Source organism: Streptomyces olivochromogenes, from assembly GCF_001514115.1.
Classification (GTDB): Bacteria; Actinomycetota; Actinomycetes; order Streptomycetales; family Streptomycetaceae; genus Streptomyces; species Streptomyces olivochromogenes.
Genome location: NZ_KQ948464.1, coordinates 208,186 through 227,813 on the forward strand (window position 1 = coordinate 208,186; position 19,628 = coordinate 227,813).

Genomic DNA, 19,628 nt, shown 5'->3' on the forward strand with positions numbered 1-19,628 from the left:
GTGGGCGCGGGTCACGCCCACCGGCTCTACCGGCACGGGCACTCCCCCGTGCACGCCCTGCCCCCGCACACCAAACTCGCCGCGACGTTCGCCTTCGTCGTCGTGGTCGTCTCCACCCCGCGCGAGGCGATGTGGGCCTTCGCGCTGTACGCCGTGCTCCTGGCGACGGTGGCGTACAAGGCCCGGGTGCCGGCCGCCTTCCTGCTCAAGCGGCTGCTGATCGAGATCCCGTTCGTCGCCTTCGCCGTGCTCATGCCGTTCGTGGCGGAGGGCGAGCGGGTGGACGCCCTCGGTCTGTCGCTCAGCGTGAACGGCCTGTGGGGCGCCTGGAACGTCCTCGCCAAGGGCACCCTGGGCGTGGCCGCCTCCGTACTCCTCGCCTCGACGACCGAACTGCGCGAACTGCTGCTGGGGCTCCAGCGGTTGAAGCTGCCCCCGCTCCTCGTACAGATCGCCTCCTTCATGATCCGCTACGGCGATGTCATCACGGACGAGATGCGGCGGATGCGGATCGCGCGGGAGTCGCGGGGCTTCGAGGCCCGGGGTGTACGGCACTGGGGCGTCCTCGCGAAGTCGGCGGGCGCGCTGTTCATCCGCTCCTACGAGCGCGGGGAGCGCGTCCACCTCGCCATGGTGAGCCGGGGGTACGCCGGTTCGATGCCGGTCATCGACGAGGTGACCGCGTCCCGGGCGCAGTGGTCGTACGCCCTCGCCCTCCCGTTCGCCGCCCTTGTCGTCTGCCTGCTGGGATGGACCCTGTGACCCCCTCTCTGGAAGTGGCCGGACTGGCCTTCGCCTACCCCGACGGCCACCAGGCCCTCTTCGGCGTGGACTTCACCATCGGCCGGGGCGAGCGCGTCGCGCTGCTCGGCCCGAACGGCGCCGGCAAGACCACCCTCGTCCTGCATCTCAACGGCATCCTGACCGGCGGCGCCGGAACCGTGACGGTGGCCGGACTCCCGGTCGGCAAGCGGCACATGGCGGAGATCCGGCGCAAGGTCGGCATCGTCTTCCAGGACCCGGACGACCAGTTGTTCATGCCGACCGTGCGCGAGGACGTGGCCTTCGGGCCGGCCGCGGCGGGCCTGAAGGGCGCCGAGCTGGAGGAACGCGTCCGCAGGGCCCTGGAGCGGGTCGGCATGGCGGACTTCGCCGACCGTCCCCCGCACCATCTGTCGTTCGGGCAGCGACGCCGGGTGGCCGTCGCGACCGTCCTCGCCATGGAGCCGGAGATCCTCGTCCTCGACGAGCCGTCCTCCAACCTCGACCCGGCCTCACGCCGCGAACTCGCCGACATCCTGCGGTCGTTGGACGTGACCGTCCTCATGGTCACGCACGACCTGCCGTACGCCCTCGAACTGTGCCCCCGGGCGCTGATCCTGAGCGACGGCGCGATCGCCGCGGACGGGAAGACCGGCGAGCTGCTCTCCGACGACGAGCTGATGCGCACCCACCGCCTGGAGCTGCCCTTCGGTTTCGATCCGCGCTCGACAGCTGTGCGTACTCCGTGACAATGGGCGCGTGACGAAACAAGGGGACCAAGAGGACTTCGGATCGGCCGGGTCGCTGTTCCTCGACGACCAGTTGTGCTTCGCGCTGTACGCGGCCCAGCGCGCGGTGACCGCCGCGTACCGCCCGCTACTGGAGGAGCTCGGCCTCACCTACCCGCAGTACCTCGTCCTGCTGTTCCTCTGGGAGCGCGGCGAGACCACGGTCAAGGAGCTGGCGGGCGCGCTGCGGCTGGACTACGGCACGGTGTCGCCGCTGCTCAAGCGCCTGGAGTCGGCCGGTCTGGTCCGCCGTGAACGCTCGCCGCGTGACGAGCGGTCGGTGCTGGTGGCGGTCACCGGGCGCGGTGAGGCGCTGCGGGAGCGCGCGGCGGGCGTACCGCGGGCGCTGCTGGCGTCGACCGGTCTCGCCGGGGACGAGGTGGCCAGGTTGCGGCAGGAGCTGTGGGGGCTGGCCGAGCGCGCGGAGGGCGCGGCGGAGCGCGGGCGCTGACCTGCCCGGGCAGGGGTTACCGGCGGTTTCTACCCCCTGGCAATCACGCCTGCCGTACCGGCCGGTACCTTGTGCACGATGTACTTGCGCACTTCTGTGTTTTCCGTCCTGGGGGAGGTCCCGCCATGATCGATGGCACCGCTGTCGGCGACACCGCTGTCGACACTCGTCCGACGAAGATCATGTACGTCGCCGAGGCCACCGCGCACGGCGGCCGGGACGGCTATGTCACCAGCCAGGACGGCCAGATCGAGCTGAAGGTCGCGATGCCGCCCGCGCTCGGCGGTGACGGCAACGGCACCAACCCCGAGCAGCTCTTCGCGGCCGGGTACAGCGCCTGCTTCCACAACGCGCTGGTGCTGGTGGGCCGCCGCGCCGGACTGGACCTGACCGGCTCCACCGTCGCCGCGAAGGTCGGCATCGGACCCAACAAGCAGCGCGGCTACGGCCTCGCGGTCGCCCTGAGCATCTCGCTGCCCGTCCTCGACCAGGACGTCGCGACCAAGCTCGTGGACGCGGCCCACGAGGTCTGCCCGTACTCGAACGCGACCCGGAACAACATCGAGGTCACGATCCTGCTCGGCTAGGAATCGAGCCTTCCGCGTGTGTGTTGCACCCACCGTGGAGGGTGACCGCGCGACAGGGAGTACGGACGTGAACGTGAACGGCGAAGTGGCCGAGGGCTTCGAGCCGGTCAGGGAAGCGTTCGTACGCAACTTCGAGACGCTCGGGGAACGGGGTGCCGCGGTCTCCGTGTACCGGCACGGCCGCAAGGTCGTCGACCTGTGGGGCGGCACGCGGGACGTGGACGGTACGGCGGATGCGGCGCCCTGGGAGCACGACACGGCCCACGTCATGCACTCGGCGACGAAGGGTGTCGGGGCCGCCGTACTCCTGATGCTGCACGAGTGCGGCGAGCTGGACCTGGACGCACCGGTCGGGAAGTACTGGCCCGAGTTCAAGGCTCGCGGCAAGGAACACCTCCTGGTCCGGCATGTGCTGTCACACCGGGCGGGCGTGCCCGTGGTCGACGTGCCGCTGACCCCGGCCGAGGCCGCGGACCCGGACCGTACGGCCGAGTCGATCGCGGCGCAGACCCCCCTCTGGGAGCCGGGCACGGACCACGGCTACCACCCCCACACCTTCGGCTGGATGCTCTCCGAACTGGTCCGCCGCGTCACCGGCGGCCGGGGCGTGGGCGAGTTCATCGCGACGGAGATCGCCGCCCCGCTCGGCCTGGACCTCTGGGTCGGGCTGCCGGGGGCCGAGGCCCACCGGGTGGGCCGCGCTGGCCGAGTCGACTCGCCCGAGCCGTCGAGCGCCCTGCGCACCCGCCCGAAGCGGTCGGTGGCCGAGGCCTACAAGGACCCGGACTCGACGACCGTCCGCGCCTTCGCCGCGATCACCCCGCCGCCCGACGACAACGACCCCGCCTATCGCGCCGCGGCCCTCCCCGCCTCCAACGGCATCGCCACGGCCGACGGTCTCGCCCGTTTCTACGCCGCCCTGATCGGCGAGCCGGACGGCGCCCGGCTGCTCACCCCGGCCACGGTCGACCTGGCCCGCGCCGAGGCGTCCGCGGGACCGGACCGCACCCTGGTCATCACCACGCGCTTCGGCCTCGGCTACATGCTCCACGGCACCGCCTCGCCGCTGCTGGGTCCGGCCTCGTTCGGCCACCCCGGCCGCGGCGGCCCACTGGGCTTCGCGGACCCCGAGTCGGGCATCGCCTTCGGCTACATCACGAACGGCTTCCGCAAGACGGTGACGGCGGATCCACGGGCACAGGCGCTGGTACGAGCGGTTCGGGCGGCGCTGTCGTCGTAGCCGACCGGACCGAGGACGTGTCGTAGCCGACCGGGCCGGGGACCTGTCGTAGCCGATCCGGCCGGGGCCGGGCCGTGCCAGGACACCCCCGCGATCCTGGCCCGCCCCTTCCGGTCCGCCCGTCCCTCGCCGCGCGGCGATCACCAGAATGCGCGGCCGACCACCCGCCTGTCGTTGGCGCACAGTCGCCACCTAGTTGGCGCAGGGTCCACGGCCTTCCGGACGTGCCTCACGCTCCTGGGCCACCGCCTGCCTCCGGAGTTCACTCGGCGGGACGCCATGGGCGGCGCGGAAGGCCCGGGTGAACTCGGCGGCGCGGGGGAAGCCCCAGCGGGCGGCGACCGCATGGACCGGCGTCGCGCGCAGTGCCGGGTCGGCGAGGTCGCGGCGGGCGTTCTCCAGCCGCTGATCGCGGATGTAGGAGGCCACGGTGAGGCCCTCGGCCTGGAAGAGGCGGTACAGATGGCTGCGCGAGATGTGGTGCGCGGCGGCGATCCGGGCGGGGGTCAGCTCCTGGTCGCCCAGATTCCGGCGGATGAACGCCTTGATGCGCAGGGCCAGCGTCCGGCCGCGGGTCTCCGGCGGCAGCAGGGCCTCGGCGTCCAGGGCGCCCGCGAAGACGGCCGTGACCAGATCGGCGAGGACCGTTCCCAGCCGGGGTCCGTCCGACGGCTGGTAGGAGCCGGTGTCCGAGGCCAGCTGGACGAGGAACTGCGCCAGGAGCGCGCCGACTCCCTCACGGCCCGAGATCCGGCTGCCGATCACCTGGTCGGCCCGGTTCGCGGGCAGCGCCACCAGCGACCGCGGGATCTCGACTCCCACGAGGCTGACCGGGTCGGCGCCGGTGTGTATCTCGTACGACCGCGAGGAACAGTTCGTGTGGATGTCGTTGACCCGGTACGCGGCCTCCTGTCGGTCCCAGGCGGCCGCTCCCTCTCCCCGCAGGAGGAGGGAGAGGTGGTACACCTCGGGATCGGACTGGCGGATCAGCTTCGGCGTCCGGCGGAAGACCAGATGGTCGAAGGTCGCCGGCCAGACCGTGACGTCCCCCAGCCCGATCATGCGCTGGTGCGCGCGGTAGTCCGCCGCGCGGTCGCTGGCCAGCTGCATGGGCGCGTGCGTACGGCCCATGCGCTGCGTCCACGCCTCGAACCGGTCACCGACCGGCAGGTCCGCGGTTTTGAAGACCGACTCGGGCAACACGATCGGCGGACCTCCTGGTGAGAGAGCCTGGGACCGGATGATTCCACAGCCAGGAGCAAGAAGTGAGGGGCACCCCGCCGCAATGCGGGGTGCCCCTCAGTACATCAGTCGGCTCAGTACATCAGTCGGCCGGCCGGACGGACAGCCGGTCGGGCCTCAGACCCGTACCAGCTCCCGGTCCTCGTCCCGGCCCCCGTCGCCGGGGCCCTGGCTCTTCTCCTCCGCCGTGCGCAGGCCCTCGCCCTCGACGTCCACGTTGGGAAGCGCCCGGTCCAGCCACTTCGGCAGCCACCAGGCCTTCTTCCCGAGCAGGGCCAGCACCGCGGGGACGAGCGCCATACGGACCACGAACGCGTCGAAGAAGACCGCGATCGCGAGGCCGAAGCCGATCATCTTGATCATCGACTCGCTGGAGCCGATGAAGCCGGAGAAGACGGCGATCATGATGACCGCGGCCGCCGTGACGACCCGTGCGCCGTGCCTGAACCCGGTCACGATCGCCTGGTGGGGCTTCTCCCCGTGGACGTACGCCTCGCGCATCCGGGTCACGAGGAACACCTCGTAGTCCATCGCGAGACCGAAGACGACACCCACCATGAAGATCGGCATCATCGACATGATCGGGCCGGTTTCCTCCACGCCCAGGAGGCCGGACAGCCAGCCCCACTGGAAGACGGCGACGACCGCGCCGAGCGCCGCCATCACGCTCAGCAGGAAGCCGAGCGCCGCCTTCAGCGGGACCAGGATCGAGCGGAAGACCACGATCAGGAGGAGGAAGGCGAGGCCGACGACCAGCGCGAGATACGGGATCAGCGCGTCGTTCAGCTTCTGCGAGAAGTCGATGTTCATCGCGGTGGTACCGGTGACCAGCACCTTCGCGTCGGTCTCCGTCGTGATGCTGCCGCCCGCGTCACGGATGGCGTGCACCAGGTCCTCGGTCTTGACGGAGGACGGCTTGGAGTCGGGGATGACCGTGATCGTCGCGGTGTCCCCGGCCTTGTTGAACGCCGCCGGACTGACCGAGACGACGTCCTTCATGTCCTTGACCGTGTCGGTGACCTTGGTGGCCGCGGCCTTGGGGTCGTCGCTGGACTTGCCGTCCACGACGAGCATCAGGGGACCGTTGAAGCCGGGGCCGAAGCCGTCGGACAGCGCGTCGTACGCCCGGCGCTGCGTGGTCGACGTCGGCTGCGAACCGTCGTCGGGCAGACCCAGTTCGAGCGAGGCAGCCGGGAGCGCGGCGGCGCCCAGGCCGATCACGCCGAGCACCAGCACGGCGAGCGGCCGGCGCACGACGAAGCTCGCCCAGCGGGTGCCCATGTTGGGCTTGCCCTCCTTCTTCGCGGCCCGCCCGCCGCCGAGCAGCTTGCTCTTCTTGCCCGCGGGCTGGACCTTGCGGCCGGCGTAGCCCAGCAGGGCCGGAATCAGCGACAGCGCGATCAGTACCGCGATGGCGACCGTGCCCGCCGCCGCGACACCCATCTTCGTCAGCATCGGGATGTTGACGACCGACAGACCGACCAGCGCGATCACGACCGTCAGACCGGCGAAGACCACCGCCGAGCCCGCCGTGCCGACGGCCCGTCCGGCCGCTTCCTCGCGCTCCCGGCCCTCGGCCAGTTCGGCGCGGTAGCGGGAGACGATGAACAGGGCGTAGTCGATGCCGACCGCGAGGCCGATCATCATCGCCAGGGTGGAGGTGGTGGTGCCCAGGTCCAGCGCGTTCGCCAGCGCCGTGATCGTCGAGACGCCGATGCCCACGCCTATCAGGGCGGTCAGCAGCGGCAGCCCGGCCGCGATCAGCGAACCGAAGGTGATGACGAGCACGACCGCGGCAACCGCGATACCGATGACCTCGGTCGACCCGGTCTCGGGCGTGGCCTGGAGCGCGTCACCGCCGACCTCGACGCTCAGCCCGGCGTCCCGCGCCTGCTGCGCGGCCTCCTCCAGGGCGGTCTTCGAGGAGTCCTTCAACTCCATGCCGGACACCTCGTACTTCACCGAGGTGTAGGCGACCGACCCGTCCTTGCTCACCGCGTGGGACTTGAAGGGGTCGGACACGGAGGTGACCTCGGAGCCGTCGCCGAGCGCCTTGACGGTCTTCTCGACGGTCGCCTTGTTGGCCTTGTCGCCCATCTTCTCGCCGGCGGGCGCCTTGAAGACCACACGGGCGGTCGCGCCGTCGGCGCTCATCCCGGGGAAGCGCTGTTCGAGCAGGTCGAAAGCCTTCTGCGCCTCGGTGCCCGGGATCGAGAAAGAGGACGCTCCCGCGGCGGGCGCGGAGGCGGCGCCGACACCCGCCAGCGTCAGCAGGGCCACCCAGATCAGGGCGACGAAATGGCGTCGCCTGAAGGCGAATCGGCCGAGTTTATAGAGGAATGTGGCCACGAGGGCATACTCCCGGTCAGGTCGTTTGCTGGCAGCTGGGCAGGGGAGATCAGCCCGACGACGTGAGCGGTCGCGTCAGGTGCACGTAGGCGTTACTGAAGGTCGGGCAGGCTCAGGCGCCGAGAGCGGGGAGGATCACGGCGTCCATGTACGAGGTGAGGAAGTCCTGGGTGGGTGGCAGTTCGTCGACGATGCCGCGCACCGCGAAGGCGCCGATCATCATGTGCAGCACGTAGTCCTGGGCGGGGTTGTCCGCCCGGATCTCACCTCGATCGACGGCGCGCCGCAGGATCTCGCGGAGCATCTCGGTCTCCGGCTCGATGATCCACTCACGGAAGGCGCGCAGGAGATCGGGGTTCCCGTGCAGTGCCGTGGCCAGACCCCGCATCAGCGCGGAGTTCTGCTCCATGTGGCAGTCGTCCTCACGCCTCACCATGGCGTGGAAGTCGCCCCGCAGGGACCCGGTGTCGATGTCACTGGTGATCGGCTTCTCGTGCCGCAGCGCCTTCACCACGAGCTCGGCCTTGCCGCCCCACTGGCGGTAGAGGGTGGCCTTGCTCGACCGGGTGCGGGCGGCGACGGCGTCCATGGTCAGGGCGTCGTAGCCGACCTCTCGGAGCAGTTCGAGCACGGCCGCGTACAGCTCGGCCTCACGCTCGGGGGTGATCCGACTGCGACGCACCGTTGCGGCTTCAGTCATCCCACTCACCTTCTCTGCTCCGGACGACACGGTTTCGTACACCCATGAAGATACCCCGAGAATCAGCGAAACGAAACCGTTTCGTACGTGTGCTGGGTCACGCACAGCAGAAAGAACACCCACTCACAAGTTGCCGGGCGCCTCCGGGAGGAAAAGCATGGGTAGGTGAGCGACGCGTACGAGAAGACGCACAGCACCCCGTCAGGGGCGCGGGGAACCGCGCGACCAGCCACGGACCACCCACAGACCTCCCACCCTCCACAGACGGACGGCAACGCCGGCTACCTCCGCTTCCCCCATCTCAGCGGCGACCACCTCTGCTTCGCCGCCGAGGACGACCTGTGGATGGCCCCGCTCGACGGGCCCGGCCGCGCCTGGCGGCTCACCGTCGACCGGACCAAGGTCGGCCACCCCCGCTTCTCCCCCGACGGCCGGCTCATCGCGTACACGAGCTGGCGCAGCCTCGTGCCGGAGATCCATCTGGTGCCGGTGGACGGCGGTCCCTCCCGCCGGCTCACCTACTGGGGCAGCGCGGACACCCAGGTCTGCGGCTGGTCGCCGCCCGACAAGGACGGGCACAGCGACATCCTCGCCGTCGCCTCCCACGGCCAGCCCTTCTCGTACTTCACCTGGGCCTACAAGGTCCCCACCGACGGCGACCCCGGCGGCGCGCTCCCCTGGGGCCCGGCCGCCGCCATCCAGGTCGCCGAGCTCGACGGCGAACACAAGACGCTCCTGCTCACCGGCACCCCGCCGCACGAGCCCGCCTCCTGGAAGCGCTACCGGGGCGGCGCCACCGGCCGGCTCTGGCTGCACGGACGGCGACTGCTCGCCGATCTCGACGGCCATCTCGACTCCCCCATGTTCGTCGGCGGCCGTATCGCCTTCCTCTCCGACCACGAGGGCATCGGGAACCTGTACTCGTGCGCGTACGACGGCGGGGACCTGCGCCGCCACACCGACCACGACGCCTTCTACGCCCGGCACGCCTCCAGCGACGGCACCCGGGTCGTCTACCAGTGCGCCGGGGACCTGTGGATCGTCGACGACCTGTCCCCGGACTCGGTCCCGCGCCGCCTCGACGTCCGCCTCGGCGGTCCGCGCGCGGGACGCCGTACGTACCAGGTGCCCGCGGCGCAGCACGTGGACGGCCTCTCGGTCGACGAGACGGGCCGGGCCAGCGCCGTCGTCGTACGCGGCAGCCTGTACTGGCTCACCCACCGCGACGGCCCCGCGCGCACCATCGCGGACACCCCCGGCGTACGCGTCCGGCTCCCCGAGATGCTCGGTTCCGGCGGCCGGATCGCCTACGTCACCGACGCGGACGGCGAGGACGCCGTCGAGATCGCCTTCCTCCCCCGGGCCTCCGGCCAGCGCGCGCCGCGCCGCCTCGCCTCCGGCGAACTGGGGCGCGTGCTGGAGATGGTCTCCGACCCGCAGGGCGAACGCCTCGCGATCGCCTCGAACGACGGACGCCTGCTGATCCTCGACGCGGCGGAGGATTCCGGGGACACGTCCACGTCCACGTCCCGGACGGAGCCCGGGGAAGCCTCCCCGGCGGAGTCCGACAGCACCTCGGAGACGGAGCCCGAGGACACCTCGCGGACGGAGCCGGAGGAAGCCTCCGGGACGGAGTCCGAGGGCACCTCGAAGACGGAGTCGGAGGAATCCTCCCGGACGGAGTCCGAGGGCACCTCGCAGACGGAATCCGAGGGCACCTCGCCGACCGAGACCGAGACCGAGAAAGCCTCCCGGACGGAACCCGAGGACTCCTCACCGACCGAACCCGAGGGAGGGGAGGTCACCGAGCTGATCACCTCGATCAACGGGCCGGTCCGGGACCTCGCCTTCTCCCCGGACGGGGCCTGGCTGACCTGGTCGCACCCGGGGATCGGCCGCTCCCTGCGCCAAATCAAGATCGCGCGCATAAAGGACCGGCTCATCGTCGACGTCACCAACGGCCGCTTCGAGGACGAGAACCCCGTGTTCACCCGCGACGGCCGCTACCTCGCCTTCCTCTCCTGGCGCGGCTTCGACCCGGTGTACGACGTCCACACCGGCGACCTCTCCTTCCCGCTCGGCTGCCGCCCCTACCTCGTCCCCCTGTCCTCCGCCACCCCCTCCCCCTTCGCACTCAACCCCGACGGGCGGCCGGTCGCCGGAGGCCTGGACCCGATCGAGGACGAGAGCGCGGACGGCGCGGTGAGCGTCGAACTGGAGGGCCTGGAGAGCCGGGTGACCCCCTTCCCGGTCACCGCCTCCAAGTACTCGGCGCTGTACCCGGTCGCGGGCGGCGGCCTGGTCTGGCTGCGCTGGCCGATCTCGGGCGCCCTCGGCGAGACCTTCGTCAACCCCGACGACACCTCCGGCCGGCCGACGCTGGAGTTCTTCAACATCAGCAAGGCGAAGAAGTCCGAACTCGTCCAGCACCTGGACTGGTTCGCGGTCAGCGGCGACGGCTCCCGACTGGTCGTCGTGGACGAGGGCGACCTGCGAGCGGTCCCCTCGACCGAGGTCGGTGACTCCGACTCGACGGTCTGGATCGATCTGCGGCGCATCATCCACGAGGTGGACCCGCCCGCCGAGTGGCGCCAGGCCTACGCGGAGGCCGGCCGCCTCACCCGCGCCTACTTCTGGGAACCCCACATGTGCGGCATCGACTGGGACGGTGTACTCGCCCAGTACCGCCCGCTGGTCGAACGGGTCGCCTCCCCCGACGACTTCGCCGACCTCCTGCGCGAGGTCCTCGGCGAACTCGGCACCTCCCACGCGTACGTCGCCGCCGCCCGCCGCAACGAGGGCCCGGCCCACTACCAGCGCTGGCAGGGCCTGCTCGGCGCCAACTTCGTCCGGCGTGACGGCAACTGGACGCTGAAGCGGATCCTCCCCGGCGACTCCTCCGACTCCAAGGCACGCTCACCGCTCGCCGGTACCGGCATCCGCGAGGGCGCTGTCCTCACCCACGTCGACGGCCGCCCGGTCGACCCGGTCACCGGCCCCTATCCCCTCCTCGCGGGCGCGGGCGGTACGACGGTGGAGCTGACGTTCATCCCCGAGGCGGGCGGGGGCCGCTCACGCCGGGTGGCCGTGGTCCCGCTGATCGACGAGCGCCCCCTGCGCTACCAGGACTGGGTGGCCAAACGCCGCGAGGTCGTCCGGGAGTTGAGCGGGGGCCGGTGCGGCTACCTCCACATCCCCGACATGGGCGGCTCGGGCTGGGCCCAGTTCAACCGCGACCTGCGCCTCGAGGTCTCGCGCCCCGCACTGATCGTCGACGTGCGCGGCAACGCGGGCGGCCACATCAGCGAACTCGTCGTGGAGAAGCTCACCCGCACGATCCTCGGCTGGGACCTGACACGCAACGCCCAGCCGGTGTCGTACGCCTCGAACGCCCCGCGCGGCCCGATCGTCGCCCTCGCCGACGAGGCGACCGCCTCCGACGGTGACATGATCACCGCCGCGTTCAAGCTGCTGAAGCTCGGCCCCGTCGTCGGCCAGCGCACCTGGGGCGGAGTCGTCGGCATGACCGGCCGCCACCGCCTCGGCGACGGCACGGTGATCACGGTGCCGATGAACGCGGCCTGGTTCGACGCGTACGGCTGGTCCGTCGAGAACCAGGGCGTCCCCCCGGACCTGGCGGTCCTGCGCACCCCCCTGGACTGGGCGGAGGGCCACCACACCGAAATGGACACCGCCATCCAACTGGCCCTGGACCTCCTGACCACCCACCACGCAGCCTCCCCACCCGACTACTCGAACGCCCCCGACAGATCAAGACCAACACTCCCCCCGAGATCTCAATAGGGGGCGGGGAGGCGCCCCGTCAGGGAGGCGCCCCGTCAGGGGCGCGGGGAACTGCGCGCCCAGCCACATCGAACCCGCACCCGACAACGCACCCCCCCCCCCCGACGCCAACCAAAAGCGTGGGGCGCCCCCAACCAACAGGGGCGCCCCACAACTCGGCCTAAGCCAGCGCAGCGAACCGTCAGACGTCGTAGTCCTGGTCGAGCCGGTCCTTCGCCTCACGCTGCAGGCGCTCGGCCTCCGGGATCGTCCGGTCGTCCCTCTGCGGGGAGCGCTCAGTCGACTGCGGGGAGCGCGCGCCCTGCTGCGAGGTGCGGGCACCAGGCTGCGGAGAGTGCTCGCCGGGACGGGCCTTCTCGTGGCCGATGTCCTGGCCCATCTTCTTCTTGCCCTGCTGCTTCATCTGCTCGGCCTTGTTCTGCATCTGGTCCTTCTTGCCCATGAGGTTTCACTCCCATTTGTGGGTGAGGGGGATCGGGCTCGACCAGACTTACACGCACGGACTACGCACGCATTTCGATCAGTCACTCACGGTGATATGCCCTGCTGGCGCTGCTCGTCGGCCGCCCCGCCGGCACCCACGAGCCCCGTACCCACGCCTTTGAGCCGCGGCTCGAACCGCCGCATCTCCCGTTGTCCGACCGCCCCGATGATCCCGGGGAGGTAGCCCCGGACGCCCTGCATCCCGCGCAGCCACCACTGCGCGTACACATGACTGGACCGCCGCTCGATCCCCGCGACGATACGGTCGACGGCCGGCCCCAGCGGATACGTCTTGTTGGACGGCCACGGCAGCCGCTGCCTCAACTCCCGCATCACCTCGTCCTGATCGGCCCCGCGCACCATGTCGGTGTCGGTCCAGGACAGGTAACCGACCCCGACCCGTACGCCCTTGTGGCCGACCTCGGCACGCAGGCTGTGCGCGTACGCCTCCACGCCCGACTTGGACGCGCAGTACGCCGTCATCATCGGCGCCGGGGTGATGGCCGCGAGCGAGGCGATCTGGAGCAGATACCCGCGGCTCTCCATGAGCACGGGCAGGAACGCCCGTGCGGTGACCGCCGATCCGATGAGGTTGACCTCGATGACCCGCCGCCAGGCGACGGGATCGGACTCGACGAAGGGACCGCCGTTCGCCACACCGGCGTTGGCGACGACGATGTCGACCTTCCCGAACCGTTGCTTCACCTCGGTCGCGACCTGGGCCATCGCCTCGTGGTCGGTGACATCGGCATGCCAGAAGCCGCTTTCGCCGTGCAGCCGGTCCGAGACCTGCTTGAGCGCGTCGGGCTCCAGGCCGACCAGCGCGACCTTGGCGCCGCGCGCGGAGAGCTTGCGGGCGAGGAGTTCGCCGACGCCCCGCGCGGCCCCCGTGACGACCGCGACCTGCCCTTCCAGGCTCACCTTGGTCATGCGCTGCCCTCCTTGATCTCTGCGTAGGTGGAGACGAGTTCACGTATGCGGGCGGTGACCAGTTCCGGCGCCTCCACCGGTGTCATGTGCCCGAGCCCGGTCAGTTCGGTGACGCCGACACAGTTCGGCAGGGTCGCGACCAGGGCGCGCGCGTGCACCACGGGCGTCAGCCGGTCCGCCGTACCCACCACCACGGCCGTCGGTACCGTCAAGGCCCGTACGCCGTGGTCGAGATCGAGCAGGTCGAGCACCTTCGACCAGGCGTACCGCACCCGGCGCGGGCAGGCGTGCACGATCCGCGCGCACGCCTCCACCATGCCCGGTGACGAACCGGCGCCCATGGTCGCGTACTTGAGGATCCGGCGGGCGAGCGGTGTGACGGGCCCGAGCGGCGCGGCCGACCCGAGGATCCTCTTGGTCACCTGGGTGCGCAGCCATCCGGCCGGTATCGGCACCACCCGCGACTCGGCCACCAGCCGCGAACTGCCCGTGCTGCACAGCAGGGCCGCCACCGCGTGCTCCCGGAAACGCGGCCGCGCCGAGGCCGCCATCAGCGTCATCCCGCCCATGGAGTGCCCGACGAGCACGGCCTTCTCGCCGGGCGCGAGGGTGGCCGCGAGCACGGCTTCCAGGTCGTCGGCGAGCGCGTCCGCGGTGTATGTCTCGCTCGCGGGACTGCGGCCGTGTCCGCGCTGGTCGTACGCGATCACCCGGTGGTCGGCGGCGAGGTCCCGTATCTGCGCCGCCCAGAACGCGGTCGAACAGGTCCAGCCGTGCGCGAGGACGACGACGGGCGCGGCCGGGTTGTCCTCGGGTCCGTGCACCTCCACGTGCAACCGGGCGCCGTCGGTGGAGACGGCGGTCAGTTCGCGCGCGGGCGCGGGCGGCGCGTACGCCCCGTGTTCCACATGCGTCAGTCGACTCACGCTCCCGCCTCCACCTTCTTGGCGCCCTTTGCGCCGGAGTTCTTGGTGCGCGACTCGGGTGTGCGCGACCCGGGCGTGTTCGGCGCTGGGGTGCGCAGCACCTCGTACTCTCCCAGGTCCACCCGCCGGGTGGCGCTACGGAACTCGGTCGTCGTACCGGGCCAGATGGTGGTGTTGCGGCCGTTCGCGTCGAGGTACCAGCTGGTGCAGCCGCCGGTGTTCCACACCGTGCGCAGCATCCGCTCCTGGACCTTGTCGTTCCAGCCCTCCACGGCGGCGGGGCGGGCGTCGAGAGCCGCACGTCCGCCCAGGACGTCCAACTGGCGCACGTAGTCGGCCATGTAGTTCAGCTGGGACTCGATCATCAGGATCATGCTGGAGTTCCCGAGCCCGGTGTTCGGACCGATGATCGTCATCCAGTTGGGGAATCCGGCCGCGGTGGCCCCGCGCAGCGACTTCATGCCGTCGCGCCACACCTCCGCGAGCGTCCTGCCCTCCGTTCCGACGACCCGGTCCGCGATCGGCATGTCGGTGACGTGGAAGCCCGTACCGAAGATGATCGCGTCGACCTCGGCCGTGCTGCCGTCGGCGGCGACGAGCGTGGAGCCGTCGATCTTGGCGAGCCCTGAGGCCACGACGTCGACGTTGGCCCGGGTGAGCGCCGGATAGTAGGTGTTGGAGAGCAGGATCCGCTTGCACCCGATCCGGTAGTCGGGGGTCAACTTGGCCCGCAGCGCCGGATCGTGGACGGCCCGCGCCATGTTCCGCCTGGCCAGCCGCTCGACGAGGCCGAGCTCGTCGGGACGCTTCGTGAACGCCTGGACCTGCAGCTCCCTGATCCCCCACAGCAGTCCGCGCCGGGCCTGTGTGGTGAAGGGCAGCTGCTTGTGCAGCCACCGTTCGGCGCCGGTGATGGCCCGGTCGACCCGGGGCATCACCCACGGCGGTGTGCGCTGGAAGAGGGTCAGCCGGGACACGTCGGGCTGGATGGCGGGCACGATCTGGATGGCGGAGGCGCCCGTGCCGATCATGGCGACGCGCTTGCCGCGCAGGTCGAAGTCGTGGTCCCAGCGGGCCGAGTGGAAGACCTTGCCGGGGAAGGAGTCGATCCCCGGTATGTCGGGGATCTTGGGATCGGAGAGCGGCCCAGTCGCGGACACGACGACGTCGGCGGTGAGGAATCCACGGCTGGTCTCGATCCCCCACCGGAGCTTCTCCTGGTCCCACGTCATCATCTTCACCTCGGAGTCGAAGCGCAGATGCGGGCGCAGCCCGAAGACGTCGGTGACGTGCTCCAGATAGGCCCGGATGTGCTCCTGTCCCGAGAAGGTGCGCGGCCAGTCGGGGTGGGGCGCGAACGAGAACGAGTACAGGTGCGAGGGCACATCGCAGGCGCACCCCGGGTAACTGTTGTCCCGCCACGTACCCCCGACGCTTCCGGCTCGTTCCAGGACGACGAAGTCGGTGATCCCTTCGCGGCGCAGCCGCACCGCGGCCCCCAGACCGCCGAACCCGGACCCGATCACCGCGACGCGCACATGCTCGTGCTCGGTCATCCCGACCATCCCACGCCTCCCTAGCCGCCCGACTCTGCCAGTGAACACTGGCGCAATGGGAGACTAGAGCAGCTCCGTACTGATGGGTAGGGTTGCGACCACGAAAGTTACCGACGGTACGACGTAGGGTTTCGCACGTGGCGGAGAAGCGTGAGTACCGGATGGAGGAGCTGGCCAAGGAGGCCGGCATCACCGTGCGCACCCTGCGCTTCTACCGGGAGCGCAAGCTGATACCGCCGCCCCGGCGCGAGGGCCGTATCGCCTGGTACGACCACACACACCTGGCCCGCCTGCGCACGATCTCGGCGCTGCTCGAACGCGGCCACACCCTCAACGGCATCGCGGAGCTGGCCGAGGCCTTCGACCACGGCCGTGACGTCGGTGAACTCCTCGGCCTGGGCGAGCCCACCGAGGAGACCCCCGTCCGCCTCTCCCCCGAGGAACTCGCCGACGTCTTCGCCGGCCAGGCCACCCCGGAGAACCTCGCCGCGGCCCTCGACCTCGGCTATCTCGGCACCGACGGCGGCGAGATCGTCCACATCAGCCGCCGCCTGCTCGACGTCTCGGCGGCCCTGGTCCGCGAGGGCATCCCCCTGGCCGACGTCCTCACCGCCGCCCGCCGCGTCCGCGACCACGCCGACGCCCTCGCCGATCTCTTCGCCGGCATCGTCCTGACGGAGAACCGCACCACCGAGGACCTCAAACGCCTACGCCCCCTGGCGAAGAGCGTGGTGGAGGCGGAGGTGTCGATGGCTCTGGACCGGCGACTGCGGGACTACAACTCATAGGCGACCGTCACCGGCGCCGGCGGGACCACAGCCCACAGGCGACCGTCACCGGCGCCGGCGGGACTACAGCTCGTAGACGACCGTCACCGGCGCATGGTCGGACCAGCGCTCCGCGTGCGTCGCCGCCCGCTCCACGAACCCCTTCACGGCCTTGCCCGCGAGCCCCGGCGTCGAGACGTGGTAGTCGATGCGCCAACCGCTGTCGTTATCGAAGGCCCGCCCCCGGTACGACCACCACGAGTACGGTCCCTCGGCGTCCGGGTGCAGTGCCCGTACGACGTCGACGTACCCGCCGTCTTCCACGTCCAGGACCCGCCCCAGCCACTCGCGCTCCTCGGGCAGGAAGCCGGAGTTCTTCTTGTTGGCACGCCAGTTCTTGAGGTCGGCCTCCTGGTGGGCGATGTTCCAGTCGCCGCAGACGACGACCTCACGCCCGTCGGCGGCGGCGCGCTCGCGCAGCTCCTTCAGGTGGGCGAGGAACTCGTCCATGAACCGGACCTTCTCGTCCTGCCGTTCGGTTCCGACCTCGCCGGAGGGCAGGTAGAGGCTGGCGACGGTGACGCCGGGGAGGTCGGCCTCGACGTAGCGTCCGCTAGAGTCGAACTCCTCGGACCCGAACCCGATCCGCACCCGGTCGGGCTCGCGCCGGGTGTACAGGGAGACTCCCGCGCGCCCCTTGGCCGCCGCGGGGGCGTGCACGACGTGCCACCCCTCCGGCGCCCGCACCTCCTCGGGCAGCTGCCCGGGCTCGGCCCGCACCTCCTGAAGGCACAGCACGTCCGCGGAGGTCTCCGCGAGCCACTCCACGAAGCCCTTCTTCGCGGCGGCCCGGAGCCCGTTCACATTCACCGAGGTAACAGTCAGCACCCAGGCACGATACTTAATCCATTCCACCCGGCGGGCGCATAGATGTACGATACAGCGCATGAGTATCCGTCCGGTCCCCTACGACCACCCCGACGCCGTCAAGCTCAACGACCAGGTGCAGGCCGAATACGCCGAGCGCTACGGCGATGAGGGCGATGTCACACCGCTCGACGCGTCGATGTTCAAGCCGCCGCTCGGCCTGTACCTCCTCGCCTACGACGAGCGGGACCGCCCGATCGCGTCCGGCGGCTGGCGCAGCCAGGACACGAACGACGAGGGATACGCGGACGGCGACGCCGAGCTCAAGCGCATGTACGTGACCCCGGAGGCCCGAGGTCTCGGCCTCGCCCGCCGCATCCTGGCCGCCCTGGAGGACGACGCCCGCGCGGCCGGCCGCACCCGCATGGTCCTGGAGACCGGCGCCAAGCAGCCCGAGGCGGTCGCCCTCTACCTCTCCAGCGGCTACGAGCCCTGTGCCAAGTTCGGCTACTACCGCTTCCACGAACTGAGCCTCTGCTACGCCAAGCCGCTGAGCATTCAGTGAACGAGAGGGTGTGCCCGAACAGGCAAGAACCCCGCCGGATGAATCCGACGGGGTTCTGAATTGCAGTGGACCTGAGGGGATTCGAACCCCTGGCCCCCTCGATGCGAACGAGGTGCGCTACCGGACTGCGCCACAGGCCCTTGCAACGAGTGAAACTCTAGCATCCCCGTCGGGGTGCTTTGAAATCCGTTCCCGGCAGGTCAGCCGGGGCTCCCGAGCGCCTGGTCATTCGTTGGCGGCGCGCGGCCGTTCGCCGTCCTCGTACTGGTCGAACAGCGGAGTGCGACCGCGCTCACGGGCCCGCCGGGCGGACGCGGCGCGCCGGGCGTCACTGCGACCGTCGTCGGCGGCCTCGGCCGTCTCGGCGGCTTCGTGGCCCTCCTCGGCGGCGGGCTCCGCCTCCGGCTCGCTCGGCTCGGCGGCGCTGGAGCGCGCCGAGCTCCACGCGTCCGGCGCCCCCAGATCGACACTCGACGTGGCCCGGGGCGCGACCGGCGCGGTCACGTACGTAGGCAGCGGAACCGGCACCGGATCCCAGCTGTCGCCCCGGCCGGGGCCCCGCTGACGCTCACGCTGCTGGTCGACCCACTCGGCGTGGTCGGTCTGCTCGACGAGGGCGCGGCGGTCGGCCGCGAGCGCGGACAGACCGGGGTCGGTCTCCGGCTCGGGACTGTCGTCGGGCTCGTCGGCGCCGGGGTCGAGGGTGGGCCGCCGGCGCGGCTGCCGCTCCCTGAGCCGCTGCGCCGCGGCCTCGGCCCGGCGCCGGTCCATGGTGTACGTGAAGCGCCGTCGCTCCTGGGCGCGCAGGTACACGATGTACGAGCTCAGCATCACGGCGGGCACGCCGGGCGCCCACAGGAACGCGAGCCCCCCGACGGCCGCCACGATCGCGCCGAGCGTGAAGGCGAGGAAGAGCATCACGGTCGTACGCCGTCGGCGCGCGAGCACCTTCGAGCGCCGGGCGCGCGCCGCGGCCTCCGCCGCGGAGGCCCGCCGCGCGGCCGGAACCCTGGAGGCCCCGGAGTTGGCCGAATCCGATCCTGAATCCGAGCCCGACGCCGATCCCGAGTTCGGCTCGGGTTGGGCCGACTGCTGCGGCACCGCCCGGCCGGCCGCCGAGGAGCCCTGTGGGGCACCCTGCCGGACGGCGGCCTGTGGCGCCCGCTGCGGTTCGGGCTGGGCGGGCGGCGGGAGTTGGGCCTTGGTCTGCTGCCGGACCGGAGGCATGGCGAAGGCCCGGACGTCCACCGAGTCGGTGACGGCGTCCGGATCGGCGCTGGGCTCCCCCTCTTCGGCGGAGCGCGCCCGCAGGTCCTTGGCGTACCGGCGCTCCATTCCCGCCCGTCCGGACAGCAGCCGGATGGCGGTGCTGAAGCGTTCCGTCGGACGGGCTTCGTTCAGCTCGTCCTGCCTACGGAGCCACATCGGCACCAAGTAGGCGGCCCAGGCCCCGACGATGACTGCGTAGATGAGGCCGCTGCTGCTCACGCCTCACACGGTAGAGGGGTTTGCATGAGGCCATCTGCCAATTCGGCCGGTGTGTCGCACGATCCGGCTGATATTTCGAGCTTTTTTTGTGACCGATGCGATCAGCAGGCCGCAGGGAGCGCG

Annotated in this window: 17 protein-coding genes and 1 tRNA gene; 8 read left to right on the forward strand and 10 right to left on the reverse strand. The window is 71.0% G+C overall.

The window, feature by feature from the left end; translation table 11 throughout:
• The 5 genes from cbiQ to AQJ27_RS32615 all read left to right on the forward strand — a co-directional run bounded on the left by cbiQ (position 1) and on the right by AQJ27_RS32615 (position 3,828).
• Positions 1 to 762, forward strand: a complete 762-nt coding sequence (cbiQ, locus tag AQJ27_RS32595; protein ID WP_067376311.1) for a cobalt ECF transporter T component CbiQ — start codon at positions 1 to 3, stop codon at positions 760 to 762.
• Positions 750 to 1,511: an energy-coupling factor ABC transporter ATP-binding protein gene (locus AQJ27_RS32600; protein ID WP_067376314.1), complete on the forward strand. Its 762-nt coding sequence runs from the start codon at positions 750 to 752 to the stop codon at positions 1,509 to 1,511. The genes cbiQ and AQJ27_RS32600 overlap by 13 nt, the downstream gene beginning before the upstream one ends.
• 10 nt (positions 1,512 to 1,521) lie before the next feature.
• Complete coding sequence (locus tag AQJ27_RS32605) at positions 1,522 to 2,001, forward strand: MarR family winged helix-turn-helix transcriptional regulator (protein ID WP_067376316.1); 480 nt, start codon at positions 1,522 to 1,524, stop codon at positions 1,999 to 2,001.
• Positions 2,002 to 2,126: 125 nt separating this feature from the next.
• Complete coding sequence (locus AQJ27_RS32610) at positions 2,127 to 2,588, forward strand: organic hydroperoxide resistance protein (protein WP_067376319.1); 462 nt, start codon at positions 2,127 to 2,129, stop codon at positions 2,586 to 2,588.
• A gap of 67 nt (positions 2,589 to 2,655) precedes the next feature.
• The gene (locus AQJ27_RS32615) at positions 2,656 to 3,828 is read left to right on the forward strand and encodes a serine hydrolase domain-containing protein (protein ID WP_067376321.1); all 1,173 of its coding nucleotides are present in this window, start codon (positions 2,656 to 2,658) and stop codon (positions 3,826 to 3,828) included.
• Positions 3,829 to 4,020: 192 nt separating this feature from the next.
• Here AQJ27_RS32615 and AQJ27_RS32620 read toward each other — a convergent pair whose 3' ends face one another.
• The 3 genes from AQJ27_RS32620 to AQJ27_RS32630 all read right to left on the reverse strand — a co-directional run bounded on the left by AQJ27_RS32620 (position 4,021) and on the right by AQJ27_RS32630 (position 8,119).
• Positions 4,021 to 5,031, reverse strand: coding sequence for a helix-turn-helix domain-containing protein (locus AQJ27_RS32620; protein WP_067376324.1), 1,011 nt, complete (start codon positions 5,029 to 5,031; stop codon positions 4,021 to 4,023).
• Positions 5,032 to 5,187: 156 nt separating this feature from the next.
• Positions 5,188 to 7,419, reverse strand: a complete 2,232-nt coding sequence (locus AQJ27_RS32625) for an MMPL family transporter (protein WP_067376325.1) — start codon at positions 7,417 to 7,419, stop codon at positions 5,188 to 5,190.
• Between the two features lie 112 nt (positions 7,420 to 7,531).
• Entirely contained in the window at positions 7,532 to 8,119 is a 588-nt protein-coding gene (locus AQJ27_RS32630) for a TetR/AcrR family transcriptional regulator (RefSeq protein ID WP_067376328.1), read from the reverse strand.
• Positions 8,120 to 8,458: 339 nt separating this feature from the next.
• On the opposite strand from AQJ27_RS32630, the gene AQJ27_RS32635 reads away from it, so the two are divergent.
• Complete coding sequence (locus AQJ27_RS32635) at positions 8,459 to 11,923, forward strand: S41 family peptidase (RefSeq protein WP_483027183.1); 3,465 nt, start codon at positions 8,459 to 8,461, stop codon at positions 11,921 to 11,923.
• Between the two features lie 181 nt (positions 11,924 to 12,104).
• On the opposite strand, the gene AQJ27_RS32640 is transcribed toward AQJ27_RS32635, so the two are convergent.
• From AQJ27_RS32640 to AQJ27_RS32655, 4 genes are all read right to left on the reverse strand, one after another.
• Complete coding sequence (locus tag AQJ27_RS32640; protein WP_067376331.1) at positions 12,105 to 12,365, reverse strand: hypothetical protein; 261 nt, start codon at positions 12,363 to 12,365, stop codon at positions 12,105 to 12,107.
• An 86-nt stretch (positions 12,366 to 12,451) separates the two neighbouring features.
• Complete coding sequence (locus tag AQJ27_RS32645; protein WP_067376334.1) at positions 12,452 to 13,336, reverse strand: SDR family oxidoreductase; 885 nt, start codon at positions 13,334 to 13,336, stop codon at positions 12,452 to 12,454.
• A complete protein-coding gene (locus tag AQJ27_RS32650) occupies positions 13,333 to 14,262 on the reverse strand; it encodes an alpha/beta fold hydrolase (RefSeq protein WP_067376337.1) in 930 nt (309 codons plus the stop codon). Before AQJ27_RS32650 ends, AQJ27_RS32645 begins: the two co-directional genes overlap by 4 nt.
• Positions 14,259 to 15,818, reverse strand: a complete 1,560-nt coding sequence (locus tag AQJ27_RS32655) for a flavin-containing monooxygenase (RefSeq protein WP_079065425.1) — start codon at positions 15,816 to 15,818, stop codon at positions 14,259 to 14,261. The genes AQJ27_RS32650 and AQJ27_RS32655 overlap by 4 nt, the downstream gene beginning before the upstream one ends.
• A 161-nt stretch (positions 15,819 to 15,979) precedes the next feature.
• Between AQJ27_RS32655 and AQJ27_RS32660 the strand changes: the two genes are divergently transcribed.
• Positions 15,980 to 16,606 (forward strand): MerR family transcriptional regulator, encoded by a 627-nt coding sequence (locus tag AQJ27_RS32660; protein ID WP_067376546.1) that lies wholly within the window; start codon positions 15,980 to 15,982, stop codon positions 16,604 to 16,606.
• Between the two features lie 63 nt (positions 16,607 to 16,669).
• Here AQJ27_RS32660 and AQJ27_RS32665 read toward each other — a convergent pair whose 3' ends face one another.
• Positions 16,670 to 17,473 carry an exodeoxyribonuclease III gene (locus AQJ27_RS32665; protein WP_067376340.1) on the reverse strand — a complete coding sequence of 268 codons (804 nt, stop codon included), beginning with the start codon at positions 17,471 to 17,473 and terminating at the stop codon, positions 16,670 to 16,672.
• Between the two features lie 58 nt (positions 17,474 to 17,531).
• On the opposite strand from AQJ27_RS32665, the gene AQJ27_RS32670 reads away from it, so the two are divergent.
• Entirely contained in the window at positions 17,532 to 18,017 is a 486-nt protein-coding gene (locus tag AQJ27_RS32670; protein WP_067376343.1) for a GNAT family N-acetyltransferase, read from the forward strand.
• Between the two features lie 66 nt (positions 18,018 to 18,083).
• Here AQJ27_RS32670 and AQJ27_RS32675 read toward each other — a convergent pair.
• Positions 18,084 to 18,157: transfer RNA gene (locus AQJ27_RS32675), tRNA-Ala, on the reverse strand.
• A gap of 85 nt (positions 18,158 to 18,242) precedes the next feature.
• The gene (gene sepX / locus AQJ27_RS32680; protein WP_067376346.1) at positions 18,243 to 19,505 is read right to left on the reverse strand and encodes a divisome protein SepX/GlpR; all 1,263 of its coding nucleotides are present in this window, start codon (positions 19,503 to 19,505) and stop codon (positions 18,243 to 18,245) included.
• Positions 19,506 to 19,628 lie beyond the last annotated feature (123 nt).